The organism is Chitinimonas sp. (assembly GCF_036568685.1).
Classification (GTDB): domain Bacteria; phylum Pseudomonadota; class Gammaproteobacteria; order Burkholderiales; family Chitinimonadaceae; genus Chitinimonas.
Genome location: NZ_DATCSC010000126.1, coordinates 1 through 17,938 on the forward strand (window position 1 = coordinate 1; position 17,938 = coordinate 17,938).

Here is a 17,938-nt window from a genome sequence, read left to right on the forward strand (position 1 = left end):
CCGCAAGCCGCTGCCGCCCAAGGGCGAGCTGCAATGGTGGTACCAGTTCTACTTCAGCACCGAGCGCGGCCAGGCTGGCTACCAGCAGTACACCCACGACTTTGCCCGGCTGATCTGGGAACAGGCCTCGCCGACCTGGAAATTCGACGACGCCACCTTCAACCGCTCGGCTGCGGCCTTCGACAACCCCGACCACGTGGCCATCTCCATCCACAATTACCGCTGGCGCCTGGGTCTGGTGCAGGGCGAGGCCAAATACGATGCGCTGGAGAAGCAGCTCGCCACCTTCCCGTCCATCAAAGTACCCACCATTACTCTGGAAGGCGACGCCAACGCCGCCCCGCACCCCGAGCCCAGCGCCTACGCCAAGCGCTTTACCGGCAAGTACGAGCACCGCTTGATCAGCGGCGGCATCGGCCACAACCTGCCGCAAGAGGCCCCGCAGGCCTTTGCCCAGGCGGTGATCGACGTCGACAAGTTCTAAGTTAGGCGCAGATGGCGGTCGGGCAGGGGCGCAACACGCTCCCCGGCTGCCGCTATAATTGTCTCTGGAACCAAACCCAAACCGTACCGTCCGAGACCCCGTGCCCCCAATTGACCGCTCCCTGCTGACCTTGCTGCTTGCGCTGACCCTGCCGTTCACAGCCTGGGCCGGTGTGGCGCTGCCTGCGCAGCCTTGCCCCATGCAGGCGATGATGGTGGCGACCGTGTCGGCAACGGCGCAGGCCGAGGGCAAGATGGACTGCTGTGCCGACGCGGCTACTGCGGCCAAGACCGGCAAGCCCTGCAAGGTCGGGCAGGAGTGCCCCTCGGGCACGCAGGCCCAGCCGGTGGTAGCGATTGCTGCTGCACCGGTATTGAACACTTCCCCCCGCATCCCCACCGCCCAGCCCTTTGCGGCGAGCACCGGCCCCACCGGCGTGTGGCGGCCACCCATCTCCGTCTGACTCCCTGAAAGCGCGCTGGCCGCTTGAGCGGCCGGCATCTGCACGCCTTTCTGCTGCCCGTGTGGCCAGTGGCGTGCTGCACACCGGAGTTGGACCATGTTTTCCCTTGCTTATCCGCAGCAGCGGCGCCTTTGGCCCCTGCTGTTTGCGACCGTACCGTTCATGGTGCAGGCTGCCCCGTTGAGCTACCCGGCAGCGCTGGACGCCGCCGAACGTAACGCCCCTGAGTTGGCGGCCCGCGCTGCCGGTGTGGCGGCCGCCCGCGCCGCTGCCATCCCGGCCGGTGCCTTGCCCGATCCCAAGTTGCTGGTCGGAGTCGACAACCTGCCGGTGTCCGGCGCCGATCGCTGGCGGCTGAACCGCGACTTCATGACCATGCAGAAGATCGGTCTGAGCCAGGAGCTGCCCAACGCCGCCAAGCGGCAGGCGCGCGGCGAGGCGGCCCAGGCAGCGGTGGCCCGCAGCGAGGCCGAGCGTGGGCTGGCGAGGTTGACCGTGCGCCGCGAGGTGGCGGATGCCTGGCTGGCACGCTACTACCTGGAACAGAAGCTCGCGCGCCTGGACGAACTGGCCCAGCAGAACGAGCTGCTGGCAGAGGCCCGCCGGGCACAGTTGGCCGGTGGGCGGTCCGGTGCCGCAGAGGCATTGCTGGCGCGCCAGGAGGCGGCCGCGCTGGCCGAGCGTCGCGATGAGCTGGAGCGTGACCGACGTATTGCGGTGGCAGCCCTGCGGCGCTGGCTGGGGGACGAGGGCGAGGCCCCGCTCGTGGGCGAGCCGCCGGCCTATCCGGTAGAGGCCGAGCTGCTGCACCAGCACCTGATGCTGCACCCGGAGCTGACGGTCGCGGGCCAGATGGCCAGCCAGACCAAGGCTGAGCTCAAAGAGGCGGAGGCCGGCCGGCGGCCGGACTGGGGGGTGGAGTTCGCCTACCAGCGCCGCAACCCGCAATACGGCGACATGGTGTCGGTGCAGTTCAGCCTGGACCTGCCACTGTGGCAAGGCAGCCGGCAGGGGCCGCGTATTGCCGCCAAGCAGGCCGAACTGGCACGCGTGGATGCCGAGCGCGAAGCCCTGTTGCGTGAGCACCGCCAAGCGTTGGACAGCGACCTGGCCGAGTACGCCCGCCTGCAAAGCGCCCTCACGCGCCAGCACGAGACCTCGCTGCCACTGGCCCAGCAGCGGGCAGAGCTGCAGCTGGCGGGCTACCGCGCCGGCAGGGTGGCGCTGGACGAGGTACTGAGCGCCCGCCGCGAACTGGGCGAGGCCCGCCTCAAGGAAATAGACCTCGAGAGCCAGCGCGCCCGTTTGGCGGCGCGCCTTCACTTTGCTTACGGAGAAGCACCATGAACAAGCACACCTTGCGATGGAGTGCCGTGGCGCTCGGCACGGCGCTCGCCGGCGTGGCGGCCGGCTACGGCCTGGCCCAGCGTCAGGCGATAAAGATGGCGGTGCCTGTCGCCCCCAGCCAGGTTGAACGCAAGCCGCTGTATTGGTACGACCCCATGGTGCCCAACCAGCACTTCGACCGCGGTGGTAAATCCCCCTTCATGGACATGCAGCTGGTGCCCAAGTACGCCGATGAGGGTGGCGGGGAACGCACTGCGGCGGTGAAGCTGGACCCCCAGCAGACACAACGGCTGGGTATGCGGCTGGCGACGGTACAACGTGGCAGCTTGCCTGCAACGGTCGAGGCAGCAGGCAGCCTGGCCTGGAACGAGCGCGAGGTGACCGTGCTGCAGGCGCGCGCCAATGGTTTTGTACAGAAGGTCTACCAGCATGCACCGGGCGACACGGTCGCGGCCGGGACGCCGCTGGCGGATGTGCTGGTGCCTGACTGGGCCGGCGCCCAGACCGAGTTCCTGGCCCTACAGCGGAGTGGCGATGCGGCGCTGCTGGAGGCCGCCCGCCAGCGCCTGCGGCTCCTGGGCATGCCGCCGGAGTTGATTGCCCGGTTGGTGCAGCGAGGCGAGGCTCAGCCTGTCATCACCCTTACGGCACCGGCCGGCGGGGTGATCCAGACCCTGGATTTGCGCACAGGCATGACACTCGCTACCGGCCAGACCCTGGCCAGGATCAGCAGCCTGGCCAGCGTGTGGCTGGATGTGGCAGTGCCGGAAGCATTGGCAGGACAGCTCAGTACCGGCGCTGCGGCCAGCATCCATCTTGCAGCCTTTCCCGGCGAGGTAAGGCGGGGCAGGGTGGTGGCGATACTGCCCGAGGCCAATGCCGAGAGCCGTACCCTGCGTGTGCGCATTGAGCTCGGCAACCGCGACGGCAAGCTTCGGCCCGGCATGTATGCGCAGGTCAGCCTGGTGGCGGAGCGTGCCGAGAGTGCCTTGCTGGTGCCCAGCGAGGCCTTGATCCGCACTGGCCGCCGCACCCTGGTCATGCTGGCCGAAGCTGAGGGCCGCTACCGACCGGTGGAAGTGCGGGTGGGCGCAGAGGCCGCGGGACAGACTGTCGTGCTGGGTGGTCTCGCTGAGGGCCAACGAGTGGTGGCATCCGGGCAGTTCCTGCTCGACTCTGAAGCCAGCTTGAGCGGCATCACCGCGCCGCCGTTGGCGGATGCCGCGACGGAGGCCCAGCCATGATCGCCAAGTTGATCCGTTGGTCGGTGGCCAACCGCTTCTTGGTGCTGCTCGCCAGCCTGCTGCTGGCCGGCTGGGGCCTGTGGGCGCTGCGGACAACTCCGCTCGATGCGCTGCCCGACCTGAGCGATGTGCAGGTCATCATCCGTACCAGCTACCCTGGCCAGGCGCCGCAGATCGTCGAGAACCAGGTCACCTATCCGCTCACCACCACCATGCTGTCAGTGCCGGGGGCCAAGACGGTGCGCGGTTTTTCCTTCTTTGGCGATAGCTACGTCTACGTGTTGTTCGAGGATGGTACCGATCTCTATTGGGCGCGTTCGCGCGTGCTGGAGTACCTGAGCCAGGTGCAGGGGCGACTGCCGGCGGGCGCCAAGGCCACGCTGGGGCCGGATGCGACCGGGGTGGGCTGGGTCTACGAGTACGCCCTGGTCGACCGGACCGGCCAGCACGACCTGGCGCAGCTTCGGGCGATGCAGGACTGGTTTCTCAAGGCCGAGCTCAAGAGCCTGCCCGGCGTGGCCGAGGTGGCCACCCTGGGCGGCATGGTCAAGCAGTACCAGGTGGTGCTGGACCCGGCCAAGCTGGTGGCCTATGGCGTAACCCACCAGCAGGTGGTAGCAGCCATCCAGGCGGCCAACCAGGAGGCTGGCGGCGCGGTGCTGCAGCTCGCCGAGGCCGAATACATGGTGCGTGCCGGCGGCTACCTCAAGAGCCTGGACGACTTTCGCGCCATACCGCTCAAGACCGTGGCCGGCGTGCCGGTACGGCTGGGCGAAGTGGCCACGGTGCAGCTCGGCCCAGAGGCGCGGCGCGGCATTGCCGAGCTCAATGGCGAGGGTGAGGTGGCAGGCGGGGTGGTGATACTGCGCTCGGGCCGCAATGCGCGCGATGCCATCACCACCGTCAGTCAGCGGTTGGACGAACTCAAGCGCAGCCTGCCCAAGGGGGTGGAGATCATCCCCACCTACGACCGCAGCAAGCTGATCGACAGGGCGGTAGACAACCTCAGCCACAAGCTGGTCGAGGAGTTCCTGGTGGTGGCCGTGGTCTGCGCGCTCTTTCTGTGGCATCTGCGCTCGGCCCTGGTCGCCATCGTGGCGCTGCCGCTGGGGGTGCTCGCCGCCTTTGTAGTGATGCACTACCAGGGAGTGAACGCCAACATCATGAGCCTGGGTGGCATTGCCATCGCCATTGGCGCCATGGTGGACGCGGCGGTGGTGATGATAGAGAACGCCCACAAGCATGTGGAACATTGGCAGGCGCAGCACCCCGGAGAGCGGCTGGTGGGTGCGGTGCACTGGCAGGTGATGACCGAGGCGGCGGCAGAGGTCGGGCCCGCACTGTTTTTCAGCCTCTTGATCATTACCCTGAGCTTTGTGCCGGTCTTTACCCTGGAGGCGCAGGAGGGCCGACTGTTTGGCCCCTTGGCCTTTACCAAGACCTACGCCATGGCCGCCGCCGCCGGCCTGAGCGTGACCCTGGTGCCGGTGCTGATGGGATACTGGATACGTGGCCGCATACCGGCGGAGCAGACCAACCCGCTCAACCGTGGCCTGATCGCCCTGTACCGCCCCTGGCTGGAGCGGGTACTGCGCTGGCCCAAGACCACCTTGCTACTGGCGGTGCTGGCCTTTGCCACTACCGCCTGGCCCATGGTACGGCTGGGCGGCGAGTTCATGCCACCGCTTGATGAAGGCGACCTGCTCTATATGCCCTCGGCCCTGCCCGGGCTGTCGGCAGCCAAGGCGGGGGAACTGTTGCAGCAGACCGACAGGCTGATCAAGACCGTGCCCGAAGTCGAGACCGTGTTCGGCAAGGCTGGCCGGGCCGAGACCGCGACCGACCCGGCACCGCTGGAGATGTTCGAGACCACGATACGCTTCAAGCCCCATGATCAATGGCGGCCGGGCATGACGCCGGAGAAGCTGGTGGAGGAATTGGACCGCGTGGTCAAGCTGCCCGGCCTGGCCAATGTCTGGGTGCCGCCCATACGCAACCGTATCGATATGCTGGCCACCGGCATCAAGAGTCCGATCGGGGTCAAGGTGGCCGGTAGCGATCTGGCAGCCATAGACCAGGTGGCGCAGCGCGTGGCGACGGTCGCCAAGACGGTGCCGGGCGTGAGCTCGGCACTGGCCGAGCGGCTGACCGGAGGCCGCTATGTGGACGTGCAGATAGACCGTGCCACTGCCGGTCGCTACGGCCTCAATGTGGCCGACGTGCAGTCGGTGGTGGCCAGTGCCATCGGTGGCGACAATGTAGGCGAGACGGTGGAAGGGCTGGCGCGCTTTCCCATCAATGTGCGCTACCCGCGCGAGCTGCGTGATTCGCTCGATGGCTTGCGTGCGCTGCCCTTTGTGACGCCTGCCGGTGCGCAGATCACCCTGGGCACGGTGGCGCAGATCCGGGTAAGCGAGGGGCCACCCATGCTCAAGAGCGAAAATGCCCGACCCTCAGGCTGGGTCTATATCGACGTGCGCGGGCGGGATCTGGCCTCGGTGGTGGCGGACCTGCGTGCTGCCGTCGGCCGCGAGGTGGTACTGCAGCCGGGCATGAGCCTGAGCTACTCTGGCCAGTTCGAGTTCCTGGAACGTGCTACCGCCCGGCTCAAGCTGGTGGTGCCGGCCACCCTGGGCATCATCTTCCTGCTGCTCTACCTGACCTTCCGCCGGCTGGATGAAGCCGCCCTGATCATGGCCACCTTGCCGCTGGCGTTGACGGGAGGTGTCTGGTTCCTCTACCTCTTGGGCTACCACCTCTCGGTGGCATCGGGCGTGGGCTTTATTGCGCTGGCCGGCGTGGCGGCCGAGTTTGGCGTGGTGATGCTGCTCTACCTCAAGCAGGCTTCAACCGAGCTGGCGGGGGAGGGGGCGGTGCCTCAGGGAGAGAAGCTGGATGTGGCCATACGGCAGGGGGCCGTGCAGCGTGTGCGGCCCAAGGCCATGACGGTGGCGGTGATTTTGGCGGGGTTGCTGCCCATACTCTTGGGCAGCGGGACCGGATCAGAAGTGATGAGCCGTATTGCCGCACCCATGGTGGGCGGCATGGTGACGGCACCGCTCTTGTCCATGCTGGTGATACCCGCTGCCTACCGCCTGCTGCGCGGTGGCAGACGCCAGCATTCGCCTGTGTAAGCAGGAGGGGTGGCCAGGCTCTACCTGGTCTGGTTACCCCACGCTGTTGCGCCAAGTGAGACGACTGTCGGAAGCTATACCAAAGGTTGTTGTCGTGTAGGTGTGCAATGCCGCACAATCCGCCTACAGCTTGGTTTGCAGCCTGATCGATGACCAATGTCCTGCAAGCCTGCTGGGGCCGACTGACCTAGGGACGCTCCGCAAAAGTATCGGGGCCGCGACGGCGGCTCGACGGGATGGTCTGCAAGGAACCGCTCCCGCAGGACGGACTGGCCGTCCGTCCAAGAGGCGTGCCGACATCCATCCCGATATTTTTGCAGCGCTTCCCTCAGCACTACGCCCGCTTGCCTTGCTCCGCCTTGGAGCAAGTAGATCAATCTGGGTGGGGTGTACGCCTGCTTTTGTTGCAGAGGTCCTGGTTCATGTGCCGCTCTGTTTTCTCACGCCTGCTTGCGCAGGCCTGCCTGATTGCCTTTACCACGCTGACCCTGGCTGCCGGGGAAGAAACCGCGGGCAAGTTCAGCCTCTCCACCTACCAATACACCGTCTGGCACCAGCGCGAGGGTGCGCCTGAGAAGGCGATCTCGGTGGCACAGACCGAGGACGGTTGGCTGTGGTTCGCCGGCGAATCCGGCCTCTACCGTTTTGATGGTGCGCGCTTTGAGCGGGTCACGGCGGTACAGGGCCAGCCGCTGCAGTCCGATGCCATTACCAAGATCCTGGCCGAGGGCAACAAGCTCTGGGTAGGCTACCTCTTTGGTGGGGTGGACGAGTTCGACGGTGGCAAGGTCACCCACCATGGTGATGCCAATGGCCTGCCTACCGGTGCCTTGTTTGAGATCAAGCGCTCGCCCACGGGTGTGTTGCATGTCGCGGCGACAGGTGGGATAGCGCAGCTGGTGGGTAAGCGCTGGCAGCTGGTGCCGATAGCGGACAAGGGTTGCAGTTTCACGAACTCGATCGAATTCGACCAGGAGGGGGGCAGCTGGCTGCGCTGTGGCACCAATACAGTCTACGGGCGTTTTGGCAATGAGCCGGCCTACCACCCCGTTGGCGACCGTATCGCCCACCAATACTTTTTCGACAGCAAGGCACCCGGCGTGCCGCGTGTACGGGCCGATCTGCCGCGTACCATGTTCGCAACCGATTGGCGCGGCAAGTCGTTTGAATACCCCAAGATGCCGCCCAACCGCACGCTGGGCGAGTTTGCCATCCTGCCCAATGGCAACCTGGTCCTGCTCTATGTGGGCTCGGTGGAGGTATGGCCGAGTGCCAGCGCCACGGCGCCGCTGTTCCGCCTGGATGGTTCCTCCCCCGGCCTCTCCGGCTCGCTGGCGGAATCGTTTATCGATAAGGAGGGCAACTACTGGTTCACCACCACCGACGGTGTGATACGTGCGCGCCGCAACCTGGTCACCCATGTAGAGCGCTTCGCCGACATTCTTACCCCTGGTGTGACGGCGGCGGCCGGTGGCAAGGTCTGGTTGTTCGGCTTCAGCGCCCGCGACGCGCTGGAGCTCGGTGCCGACGGCAGCTACCAGCAGGTGGCGATCAGCCCGGTGGCGACTGCCGCCAAGCAAAATGACGATAGCTACTGGTTCGGTGGCACCGGCCAGGTCTGGCAGATTGAACGAGGCAAGCAGACCGCCTGGCCGTTGCCGGAGGATGCCGACCACCGCAATGTTCAGAGCATCGCCGCGGCGGCCGATGGTACGGTGTGGGCCTCGGTGGTGAAGCACGGCGTGTATAAGCTGAGCAAGGGGCAGTGGAGCCGTCTGGACCCCAAGGATGGCATCGCTGGCAAGTCGCCACTTTCGCTGTTTGTGGATGCCAAACAGCGGCTCTGGATGGGCTACCCCAGCAACGACGTTTTTGTGCAGGATGGGGGCAAGGTCAGCCACCTGGGCGAGAAGGAGGGCCTGCAGCTCGGTAAGGTACTGTGCTTCTTTGAGCGCGACGGGGTGCTATGGCTGGGCGGCGAGAAGGGCGTGGCCTGGTTCCGCGATGGCAAGTTCCACACCCTGCGTACGCGCGACCCGGCCGCCTTCCGTGGTACCTCGGGCATCGTCATGCGCGCCAGCGGCGAGCTATGGCTCAACGGTAACGAAGGCATGGCGCGAATAGATACCGCCGAAATAGAGAGAGCCCTGGCACAGCCTGGCGCCGAAGTACAGTTCGAGCGCATCGACTACGAACAGGGCCTGAGCGGCCGCCCGGCCCAGCTGCGCCCTACACCTACCTTGGTAGAGGCCGGCGATGGCCGGCTGTGGTACGCCACCATGCGGGAAGTAGGCTGGCTGGACCCCAACCACCTGCCGCGCAACCCCTACGTAGTGCCGGTGCAGATCACCGGCCTGGTGGCGGACGACCAGCCGTTTGTGCCGGGCCCCAATATCAAGCTGGCGCCCAATACCGACAGCTTGCAGATCAACTTCACCGCGCTGGGCCTGACCATCCCTGAGCGCTTGCGCTTCAAATACAGGCTGGAAGGCTATGACCGCGACTGGCAGGACGTGGGCAACCGCCGGGTGGCCTACTACACCCAGCTGCCGCCGGGCGACTACCGCTTCCAGGTTCTTGCCGCCAATGAGGACGGGGTGTGGAACAAGACCGGCGCCAGCATGGCCTTCACCCTGCCGCCCACCTTTGTGCAGACCCGCTGGTTTACCGCGCTGTGGGTATGCGCCTTGCTGCTGCTGGCTGGTTTGCTCTACCTCTGGCGCATGCGCCAGCTCACGGCCCGCCTGCGCGAGCGCATGGTTGAGCGCCAGCAGGAACGCGACCGGATTGCCCGTGCGCTGCACGACACGCTGCTGCAAGGGGTGCAAGGTTTGATCCTCAAGGTGCAGGCAGGGATGGATGCCATCCAGGCCGAAGACAGGCAGCGCGGTATCAAGATCATCGACACCTCGCTGGAATACGCCACCAACTTGTTGAGCGAAGGCCGTGACCAGGTGGCCGAGCTGCGCGATGGTGGCGAGCTCAAGGGCGATCTGCCCTGTGCCTTGCAGGCCCTGGTGCAGGAGCTGGCGCAGCAATACGGTGTGCCCATGGTGTTTGATGAAGAGGGGACGAACTGGCCGCTACAGGTACCGATCGCCGCCGAAGCCTACGTGATCCTGCGCGAGGCGCTGACCAACGCGGCCGTGCATGCGCGGGCCAGTGTGATCACGCTGCGCTTGCAGTTTGATGCCCGCAGCCTGGTGGCGGAGGTACGTGATGACGGCTGCGGCATAGCCGGCCTGGCCAGGGACGGTGGCAAGCGCGAGGGGCATTGGGGCCTGCCGGGCATGCGCGAGCGTGCGCAGAAGATAGGTGGCGAGCTGCAGATCGAGAGCGTGGCCGGCGAGGGCACCGTGGTAAGGCTGACCCTGCGCAAGTCGCGGGTCCATGCCGGCAAGCGGCGCTTCCCGTTGGGCCTGCCCAGGCTGGCCCGTACGCGGGAACATGACGATGCCTGATGCAGGCAGCGGCTTGGCGCCTGTTGATGTGCTTTTCGCACCAGCGCCGGGTTGGGGAGGTCAGCCAGCGGGGAGTTGACCGCTTTTCTTCAGCTTGCGCTGAAAGCCCTGCAGATCGGCGTCAAAGCCGCAGGCAGCGTAGAAGGCATGCTCCTCGCTGCGCAGCGAGGAGCTGGACAGCATGACGGTATAGCAGTTGCGCGAGGCGGCGATCTGCAGGGCTTCCTGCAGCAGCGCCCGACCCATGCCCTGGCGGCGGTGGCCGGGGTCTACCACCACATGCTCGATCAGGCCAAAGGGACGCGCGCCATGTAGGAGCGAGCTGCAGATATACAGGCTGCAGCAGCCCACGATCTGGCCGTCGGCCTCGGCCACCAGCACCTCGCCCATATTCTTGATGCGCTCGAACTGCAGCATGGCGGCATGCGGCTCAACGATGGGCTGGGGCTCGCTGTCGAACTGCGTATAGAGGTAGAGCAGGGCAGGGATATCCAGCAAAAAGGCTGGTCTGATGGCATGTTTGAACATAAATGGGCAGCGAAGCTTAACTGCCTTGTATGAATATGGGTTTGCGCAACTGTAAGTTTATCCGACAAACTCGTTCCGTGATTAGGACGTAAGCATATAAAGTCACCAAAGTGGTGCATGGCTCAATCATAGGCCAGATGCGGCTTGCCGCCGGAGGGTGGGGCTGCTTGGGCTTATAAATGAGGAGATACGCTGGATTTATCCACAGCTGACCGACGGACGGCCGCGCAGCGACGAAGTTATTGAGGCTTGTCGGTGAGAAAAGTGGCAGACGTCGGCGAGCTGGAAAAGTTTCCGAACTTCATGGGCAAAGCTGCGATTTCTGCAAATAAATGTTTCCGAAGGTTGAATGGAAACAGGATGCGCGGATGATGCGTTTCAGGCCAACGTCATAAGCAGCCCGGCCGTATTTCCGTAAGGAAACACTCAGGAGCCAGCGATGAAACTTGTGCAACGAAGCAGTTCGAGGTGGGTAGTGCCTCTGGCCCTCTCCATCCTGGCCGCGACGGCCGGTGCGGCACCCTTGATGAGCGAGCCGGAAGCGCGGCGCTTTCTGGGCCAGACCAGTTTCGGGCCGACCGAGGGTAGCGTGCAGGAGGCCCAGCACTATGACCGGGCCGGCTGGCTGGAGCTGCAGTTTGCCAAGCAGTCTGCCGGCTACAATGGCTTCAGCTACATGGACCCCAACCCCTCGGTTGGTTGCCCGGATGGCTCGCCGGCTACCTGCAAGCGCGACAACTACAGCCTCTTCCCCTTGCAGACGCGCTTCTTTCGCAATGCGCTGACGGCGGACGACCAATTGCGGCAGCGCGTGGCGCTGGCACTGAGCGAGATACTGGTCACCTCGGGCGATACCATCCGCCAGCCCTATGCGATGGCCAATTACCAGCGCATCTTTCTGGACAACGCCTTCGGCAACTACCGCGACATTCTCTACGCGGTGACGCTGAGCCCGGCCATGGGCGACTACCTCGACATGGTCAACAACGACAAGCCCAACCCCAAAAAGGGCAGCGAGCCGAATGAAAATTACGCCCGCGAGGTGATGCAGCTCTTCAGCATCGGCCTGACCCAGCTCAATGCCGACGGTACCCCGAAACTGGGCAGCGACGGCAAGCCCCAGCCCAGCTATAGCCAGGATACGGTGGAAGGCTTCGCCCATGTCTTTACCGGCTGGGCCTATGCGCCGCGCCCTGGCGAGAACCCGCGCTTCCCCGGCCGCAAGAACTACGACGGGGTGATGCTGGCCTTTGCCGACCATCACGACGATGGCAGCAAGCAGCTTTTGAGCGGGGTGACCCTGCCGGCCGGGCAGGGCCCGCAGCAGGATCTCGACGCGGCCATCGACAACCTCTTCAATCATCCCAATGTCGGCCCCTTTATCGGCCGCCAACTGATCCAGCAACTGGTGACCAGCAACCCCAGCCCGGCCTATGTGGCGCGGGTGGCGGCGGCCTTCAACCACAATGCCCAGGGCAAGCGCGGCGATATGAAGGCGGTGCTGCGCGCCATCCTGCTTGACCCCGAGGCCCAGGCGGCGAGCGACGGCAACTTTGGCAAGCTGCGCGAGCCCATCTTGCAGATCACCCACTTTATGCGTGCACTGGGCGGCAGCAGCGACGGGGTCTATCTGCGGCAGGCTGCGTCCGATATGCAGCAGCCGGTGTTCGACCCGCCCTCGGTGTTCAACTTCTACACCCCCAATGCCGCGCTGCCCGGCAACCCCAGCCTCAAGGGCCCACCGTTTGGCATCTACGGTGCCTCCACCGCCTTCAACCGCACCGGCTTCTTCAATACCGTGCTCAGTACCACGGGCGTTGCGCCAGCCAAGGATGTGCCGGGCGCCACCGGCACGCGCATCGACCTCACGCGCTGGCAGACCCTGGCGGCCAACCCTTCGGCCCTGGTGGCCGAGCTCAACCGGGTGCTGCTGGGCGGCACCATGAGCGCGGCGCTGCAGACGGCCGTCTACCAGGCCATCCAGGCCCAGCCGGTGAGCAATACGCTGGGACGGGCGCGTACCGCGCTCTTCATGGTGGCGATTTCCCCCGAATACAGCGTGGAGCACTGACATGAAGCCCGATACCTTGTGGTCCCGTCGTCGCTTTCTGGGTGGTCTGGGTGGCCTGGCGCTGAGTAGCCAGACCGCCTGGCTGCAAGCCCTGGCCGCACCGCTCACGGGGGGCGACTACCGCGCCCTGGTGTGCGTCTTCCTATACGGCGGCAACGACAGCAACAATATGCTGGTGCCCACCGACAGTGCCGGCTACGCCGCCTACCAGACGGCGCGCGGCAGCCTTGCCTTGGCGCAGGCCAGCCTCACCCCGCTCAATGGCAGCAACTTCGGCCTGCACCCCTCGCTCGCCGCGCTGGCCGATATCTGGAACCAGGGCAAGCTGGCACTGCAGTTCAATGTGGGCACCCTGCTCAAGCCCATGAGCAAGGCCGACTACCTGGCGAGCCTCGCCAGCCGGCCGCTCAATCTGTTTTCGCATTCCGACCAGCAGCTGCAATGGCAGAGCGCGGTCTACAACCAGCCCTCGGCCACCGGCTGGGCCGGCCGTATCGCCGACCTGCAGGGCTCGGCCGCCGTGCCGCCGGTGGTGTCGGTAGCGGGCAATGCGCTGTTTGGCGCCGGAGCCAATACCGCCAGCCTGTCGGTGCCGGCCAGCGGCAGCTTTGTGATCCGTGGCTTTGGCAATACACCTGCCAGCAACCCGGCCTTCCAGGCCTATACCCAGCTCCTGGCCGCCGGCAACAGCAATGCCGAGCTGGCGGCCGCCGCCCAGGTCATGCAGCAGGGCCTCTCGGCCAGCGCCAGCCTCAACCCGGTGCTGACCGGCACTTCCAGCGTGGCTTCGCTGTTTGCCGGGCAGACCGGTAGCCTGGCGCAGCAGCTGCTGCAGGTGGCCAAGATGATCGAGGCGCGCAACAGCATCGGCGCCACGCGGCATATCTTCTTTGTCTCGCTGGGCGGCTTCGATACCCACGCCGACCAGCTCAACCGGCAGGACGCCCTGTTCAAGCAACTCGGCCCGGCGCTCAAGGCCTTCTATGACGCCACGGTGCAACTGGGGGTGGCCAATAACGTGACCACCTTCACGGCATCGGACTTCACCCGTACCCTGCAGCCGGCATCGGGCGGCGGATCGGACCACGCCTGGGGTGGCCACCATCTGGTATTTGGCGGGGCGGTGAAGGGCGGTAGCTACGGTACCTTCCCGCAGCTGGTACTGGCGGGACCGGACGACGTGACCAGCGAGGGCCGCTGGCTGCCCACCACCTCGGTGGACCAGCTCGGCGCCACCCTGGCGCGCTGGTACGGCGTGAGCGAGGGCGACCTCGGCAAAGTCTTCCCCAATCTGGCGGCCTTCAGCAAGACCAATATGGGGTACTTCGGTTAGCGCAGTCGCCACGGGATAGGTGGAAGGCCTTGCGCCTTCCACCTACGAGCTTACTCGCTGAAGCGCAGCTGGCTCAGCGCATTAGCGGCGGTCTGGGCATCGACCTGCTCGATGGAGAAGGCACCGCCACAGACCTTGCCGGACGATTCGAGGGCCTGCCCCAGTACGCCCAGCATCAGCCCGCTGGTGATGGCCTCGGAGCGGGGACGTACCTCGAAAAAGTACTCCTTGCCGGCCTCGGTCTCCAGCGTCACCTTGCAGGCGCCGGGGCTGTCGGCCAGATCGGCTGCCAGTACCTGGGTACCGGGAACGTGGCTGCTGACGATAAAGCCTCCGGGCTGGCAGCTGCCCACCGGCAGTTCATTGACCTTGAGGCGGGTATCTCGTGCCGCCGTCATCATGCCGGCGCTGGGGCGATAGATCACCAGCCGGCTACGGGTGGGGTTGGCTTCGAGCGGGTAGCCCTTGTACTCGGCATAAGGCACGCCGCTGGCGCGCGAGCTGGCGCAGCCGCTCAGGTACACGAGAGCCAGGGTGCTGGCGACGATGATTTTGATCAAGACGGTTCCTCCGCGCGGTTTAGTAGATGGTGTTGCCGGAACCGGGACGGCTGTCCCAGGTTTGGGGCGCGGCATGGTACAGGATAGGCGAGGTAGATGGCACAGCGCGTCAGGCGCTAGTGGGAGTGCTTCTTGATGATGCGCTCGTAGCTGCCGTCGGCCTTCATGGCCGCAAGGCTGGCATTGAAGCGGGCTATCAGTTGCGCCGCATCCGGCCTTTTGCGGCTCACACCAAAGTAGAGCGGCAGGGTGAAGAAGGCCTTGTCACCCACTTCTATGGCGCCCAGCTCGGGTAGCTGGGCGCTATACAGGCCGAGGTTGTACTGGGCGATCTGCCGATCCTCCAGTACCAGGTCCAGGCGCTTGGCAGCGAGTTTGCGCAGGTTTTGCAACACGCTGTCGGTGGGTTCCAGCAGCAGACTCGCTTGCGACTTGAAGTTGTCGCTGTACTCGTAACCCCGGCCTACGCCGATATGCAGGCCCTTGAGCTCATCCAGGCTGCCGGTGGCCACCGCCGCCCCCTTGAGGTGCAAGAACACCATGCGGTTGCTGTAGTAGGCCTCGCTCAATTGCAGCTTGTCGCGCCGCTCCTGGGTGGCCCAGATTGCCACCACTCCATCGGCACCACCCTGGTAGGCCATCGCCAAGGCGCGTGGCCAGGGCATGATGGCGATGCGGCTCTCATAACCCGCCCGCGCCAGCGCGGTACTCACCAATTCGCTCGCCAGGCCCTGCGCCGGCAGGTTCTCGCCGGTATAGGGCTCCCAGTAGTTGGCGACCAGCCTGAGTGGCGCTGGCGCGGCGGTGGGTGTACTGGCGGCCAGGGTACTTGCCGGCAGGGTCGCCAGCAGCAGGCAGGGGAGCAGCAGTAGACGGGGCAGGGGCATGTAGGGCGCAGCCAGAGCGTGTGTTTGCAGGTATAGCTGGGGGGCAGGGTGGCTACAAGGTGCGATAGAGCTGGCTGGTCGAGAGAGGCCCGTGGTGCTGTACTTTGTGGCTGGAGAGTTAGACGGGCTAGTTACTCAACCTGAATTTTTCGGTTTCAAACAATCCTCGTCTGACTGTCAGGATCGCGCCACTTACCCGGGGTGGGGGTATGGCCTCGATGGTGTCAAAATCGTGGCTTTCGGATAAGAGAAGGTTCCCATCGGCGATCTTCCAGTACATAACCGGGCCGGTTACAGCGCCATGGCGATATCCGATGACCGTGCTGGCCCATCCTTCCTTTGCCAGTGCGTAGGTTTCGATCCGTTCGTCGTCGATCAACTCCAATCGCTTACCGGCGAGGGACAGAGACTCCCAGCTTCTCGCTTCGCCTGCATCTTCGCTAATGCAGCTGGAGAGCGTGAACAGCAAGGTTATGAACGCGAGACTTAGTAGGACCGCTCTTTTTCTCATGGCTCGTGAGAGTATTCTGATCAGCGCCAGTGTGTACTCAATCATCCCGCGTCAGCACTTCCAACAGCTCAATCTCGAACACGAGGTTCGAGTTTGGTTGGATATGCTTGCCGATCTGCCGCTCACCATAGGCCAGGTGGGCGGGGACATAGAGCTTGCGCTTGCCGCCGACCTTCATGCCCATCAGGCCCTGGTCCCAGCCCTTGATCACCCGGCCCGAGCCGATGACGCACTGGAAGGGCTTGCCCTTGGCGTAGGAGGAGTCGAACTCGGTACCGTCTTCCAGCCAGCCACGGTACTGGGTGGTGATGAGGGCGCCCTTGACGACTTCCTTGCCGGTACCCAGTTCAATATCAGTGATTTGCAGCTCGTTGTTCATTGCCTTGTTCCGTAAAACGTCAAACCTGTTGCTCAAGCCGCTACTTTGACAGGGCCGGGGCAAATCCCCAAGTAGGCGGTGCCGGCGTGGCAGCTATAACGTAGCTGAAGCCTGTTGCGCCCGCGGGGCGCGATGGATGGCTGGCAATGGGAAGACAGCATGGAACTACGCGCCCTGCGCGCCTTTGTGACCCTGGCGCAGACCGGCAGCTTTACCGTGACCGCCGACAAGCTGCACGTGACCCAGCCCACGGTCAGCAAGCTCTTGCGCCAGCTGGAGGAGAAGTTCGGCCACCCCCTGTTCATACGCAGCACGCGCAAGGTCAGCCTTACCAGCGCCGGCCGGCTGCTGCTGGTGCATGCCGAGGCCATCCTGGCCGAGATGCAGCAGATGGAGCGCGAAATCAGCGACCTCAACGAGGTCACCCAGGGTGAGCTGCATATCGGCATATTGCCGCTCGGGCCGCGCTACTTCGTGGCCTTGATCAGCCAGTTCAAGCAGCGCTATCCCGGGGTGGATATTCGCTTGTTCGAGGAGGGTACGCACGCCATCGAGGAGAAGCTGATCAATGGTGAGCTGGAGGTTGGCGCCATGGTGGTGCCCATAGACCGCACCCGCTTTGACAGTTGCCCGGCACTCGACGACCAGCTGATGCTGCTGGCGCCTGCCCGCTCGCGCTGGGCGCGCTACCCGGAAGTACCCATGCGCGATCTGGAGGACGAGTCGTTGATTCTGTTCACCTCGTCCTATGTGGCCAATGACCGCATCATGGCGGCCTGTGCACAGGCGGGCTTCAAGCCCCACGTCGCCGGCCGCAGTGGGCAGATCGGCTTGATCGTTGAGATGGTGCGCGCCGGGGTGGGGGTGGCATTCCTGCCCGGGTCGGAGCTTACGCATCTGGACCGCTATGAGTTTGCGGTTTGCAAGCTGGTGGAGCCGGAGATCGAGTGGCGGGTGGCATTCGGCTGGCTCAAGTACGCTGCGCTATCGCCCGCTGCCCGTAAGTGGATCGAGACGGTGGGTAGCTGCGGGGCCCCCGAGGGCTGAATGGTCGGGGAGCGCAAGGGCCTGGTTCTGTGCCTCGATATAACGCACGCTGGCGCTGCCATCCTGGCTGTTGAAGCGCAGCATGCGCGCCTGCTTGCCGCCCAGGTCCTGCTGGTGCAGCGGTATGCCGGCCTCGGCCAGGTAGGCCAGGATAAAGTCGGCATTGCGCTGCCCTACCCGCTGGCTGTCGGACAAGCCTGCCAGCACCCCGGCGCCACCGAACACGTGTGCTTCCAGCCGGTGGCGCTTTGCACCCTGCGCCAGCATGGCGTCGATCAGACTCTGCGTGGCGGTGGCGCCATAGTGGCCGGGCATCATACCCGGCTGTGGCTTGGGGGCACTGCCCGGCAGCAGGAAGTGGTTCATACCGGCTACGCCGGCCACCGGGTCGTACAGGCAGGTGGCCACGCAGGAACCCAGCACGGTTATCAGCTGGGCCGGCTCGCGGGTTGCGTGGTGCTGGCCGGACTGGACCAGGCGGGTGGGTGG

At 65.1% G+C, this 17,938-nt stretch carries 15 protein-coding genes; 9 read left to right on the forward strand and 6 right to left on the reverse strand.

What is annotated here, in order from left to right:
* The 6 genes from VIM95_RS17940 to VIM95_RS17965 form a co-directional block, all read left to right on the forward strand.
* On the forward strand, positions 1–484 hold a 484-nt coding region (locus VIM95_RS17940; protein ID WP_331988463.1), incomplete at its 5' end, for an alpha/beta hydrolase.
* A gap of 100 nt (positions 485–584) precedes the next feature.
* Entirely contained in the window at positions 585–947 is a 363-nt protein-coding gene (locus VIM95_RS17945) for a hypothetical protein (protein WP_331988465.1), read from the forward strand.
* Between the two features lie 96 nt (positions 948–1,043).
* On the forward strand, positions 1,044–2,294 hold the full coding sequence (locus VIM95_RS17950; RefSeq protein WP_331988467.1) for a TolC family protein: 1,251 nt from the start codon (positions 1,044–1,046) through the stop codon (positions 2,292–2,294).
* The gene (locus VIM95_RS17955; RefSeq protein WP_331988471.1) at positions 2,291–3,538 is read left to right on the forward strand and encodes an efflux RND transporter periplasmic adaptor subunit; all 1,248 of its coding nucleotides are present in this window, start codon (positions 2,291–2,293) and stop codon (positions 3,536–3,538) included. The genes VIM95_RS17950 and VIM95_RS17955 overlap by 4 nt, the downstream gene beginning before the upstream one ends.
* On the forward strand, positions 3,535–6,672 hold the full coding sequence (locus VIM95_RS17960; RefSeq protein ID WP_331988473.1) for an efflux RND transporter permease subunit: 3,138 nt from the start codon (positions 3,535–3,537) through the stop codon (positions 6,670–6,672). Before VIM95_RS17955 ends, VIM95_RS17960 begins: the two co-directional genes overlap by 4 nt.
* Positions 6,673–7,094: 422 nt before the next feature.
* Entirely contained in the window at positions 7,095–10,133 is a 3,039-nt protein-coding gene (locus VIM95_RS17965; protein WP_331988475.1) for a sensor histidine kinase, read from the forward strand.
* Between the two features lie 60 nt (positions 10,134–10,193).
* Here the strand turns inward: VIM95_RS17965 and VIM95_RS17970 are convergent, their stop codons facing one another.
* A complete protein-coding gene (locus tag VIM95_RS17970; RefSeq protein ID WP_331988477.1) occupies positions 10,194–10,661 on the reverse strand; it encodes a GNAT family N-acetyltransferase in 468 nt (155 codons plus the stop codon).
* A 475-nt stretch (positions 10,662–11,136) separates the two neighbouring features.
* Between VIM95_RS17970 and VIM95_RS17975 the strand changes: the two genes are divergently transcribed.
* Together VIM95_RS17975 and VIM95_RS17980 are read left to right on the forward strand one after the other, a co-directional pair.
* Entirely contained in the window at positions 11,137–12,732 is a 1,596-nt protein-coding gene (locus VIM95_RS17975; RefSeq protein WP_331988479.1) for a DUF1800 domain-containing protein, read from the forward strand.
* A gap of 1 nt (position 12,733) precedes the next feature.
* Positions 12,734–14,065, forward strand: coding sequence for a DUF1501 domain-containing protein (locus tag VIM95_RS17980; RefSeq protein ID WP_331988481.1), 1,332 nt, complete (start codon positions 12,734–12,736; stop codon positions 14,063–14,065).
* 50 nt (positions 14,066–14,115) lie between these two features.
* On the opposite strand, the gene VIM95_RS17985 is transcribed toward VIM95_RS17980, so the two are convergent.
* From VIM95_RS17985 to VIM95_RS18000, 4 genes are all read right to left on the reverse strand, one after another.
* On the reverse strand, positions 14,116–14,625 hold the full coding sequence (locus VIM95_RS17985) for a DUF2846 domain-containing protein (protein WP_331988483.1): 510 nt from the start codon (positions 14,623–14,625) through the stop codon (positions 14,116–14,118).
* Positions 14,626–14,741: 116 nt separating this feature from the next.
* Positions 14,742–15,512 (reverse strand): substrate-binding periplasmic protein, encoded by a 771-nt coding sequence (locus tag VIM95_RS17990; protein WP_331988485.1) that lies wholly within the window; start codon positions 15,510–15,512, stop codon positions 14,742–14,744.
* Between the two features lie 127 nt (positions 15,513–15,639).
* The gene (locus tag VIM95_RS17995) at positions 15,640–15,891 is read right to left on the reverse strand and encodes a hypothetical protein (protein WP_331988487.1); all 252 of its coding nucleotides are present in this window, start codon (positions 15,889–15,891) and stop codon (positions 15,640–15,642) included.
* Positions 15,892–16,060: 169 nt separating this feature from the next.
* Positions 16,061–16,402 carry an FKBP-type peptidyl-prolyl cis-trans isomerase gene (locus VIM95_RS18000; RefSeq protein ID WP_331988489.1) on the reverse strand — a complete coding sequence of 114 codons (342 nt, stop codon included), beginning with the start codon at positions 16,400–16,402 and terminating at the stop codon, positions 16,061–16,063.
* A gap of 159 nt (positions 16,403–16,561) precedes the next feature.
* Between VIM95_RS18000 and VIM95_RS18005 the strand changes: the two genes are divergently transcribed.
* The gene (locus VIM95_RS18005; RefSeq protein WP_331988491.1) at positions 16,562–17,449 is read left to right on the forward strand and encodes a LysR family transcriptional regulator; all 888 of its coding nucleotides are present in this window, start codon (positions 16,562–16,564) and stop codon (positions 17,447–17,449) included.
* Here VIM95_RS18005 and VIM95_RS18010 read toward each other — a convergent pair.
* A partial coding sequence (locus VIM95_RS18010) for a chemotaxis protein CheD (RefSeq protein ID WP_331988493.1) occupies positions 17,387–17,938 on the reverse strand: 552 nt, incomplete at its 5' end. The two genes, VIM95_RS18005 and VIM95_RS18010, sit on opposite strands and share 63 nt — an antisense overlap.

Excerpts from the sequence above, each read along its gene's own strand:
- VIM95_RS17950 (WP_331988467.1), top strand. The coding sequence starts at position 1,044 with ATGTTTTCCCTTGCTTATCCGCAGCAGCGGCGCCTTTGGCCCCTGCTG.
- VIM95_RS17955 (WP_331988471.1), top strand. The coding sequence starts at position 2,291 with ATGAACAAGCACACCTTGCGATGGAGTGCCGTGGCGCTCGGCACGGCG.
- VIM95_RS17960 (WP_331988473.1), top strand. The coding sequence starts at position 3,535 with ATGATCGCCAAGTTGATCCGTTGGTCGGTGGCCAACCGCTTCTTGGTG.
- VIM95_RS17965 (WP_331988475.1), top strand. The coding sequence starts at position 7,095 with ATGTGCCGCTCTGTTTTCTCACGCCTGCTTGCGCAGGCCTGCCTGATT.
- VIM95_RS17970 (WP_331988477.1), bottom strand. The coding sequence starts at position 10,661 with ATGTTCAAACATGCCATCAGACCAGCCTTTTTGCTGGATATCCCTGCC.
- VIM95_RS17980 (WP_331988481.1), top strand. The coding sequence starts at position 12,734 with ATGAAGCCCGATACCTTGTGGTCCCGTCGTCGCTTTCTGGGTGGTCTG.
- VIM95_RS17990 (WP_331988485.1), bottom strand. The coding sequence starts at position 15,512 with ATGCCCCTGCCCCGTCTACTGCTGCTCCCCTGCCTGCTGCTGGCGACC.
- VIM95_RS18000 (WP_331988489.1), bottom strand. The coding sequence starts at position 16,402 with ATGAACAACGAGCTGCAAATCACTGATATTGAACTGGGTACCGGCAAG.
- VIM95_RS18005 (WP_331988491.1), top strand. The coding sequence starts at position 16,562 with ATGGAACTACGCGCCCTGCGCGCCTTTGTGACCCTGGCGCAGACCGGC.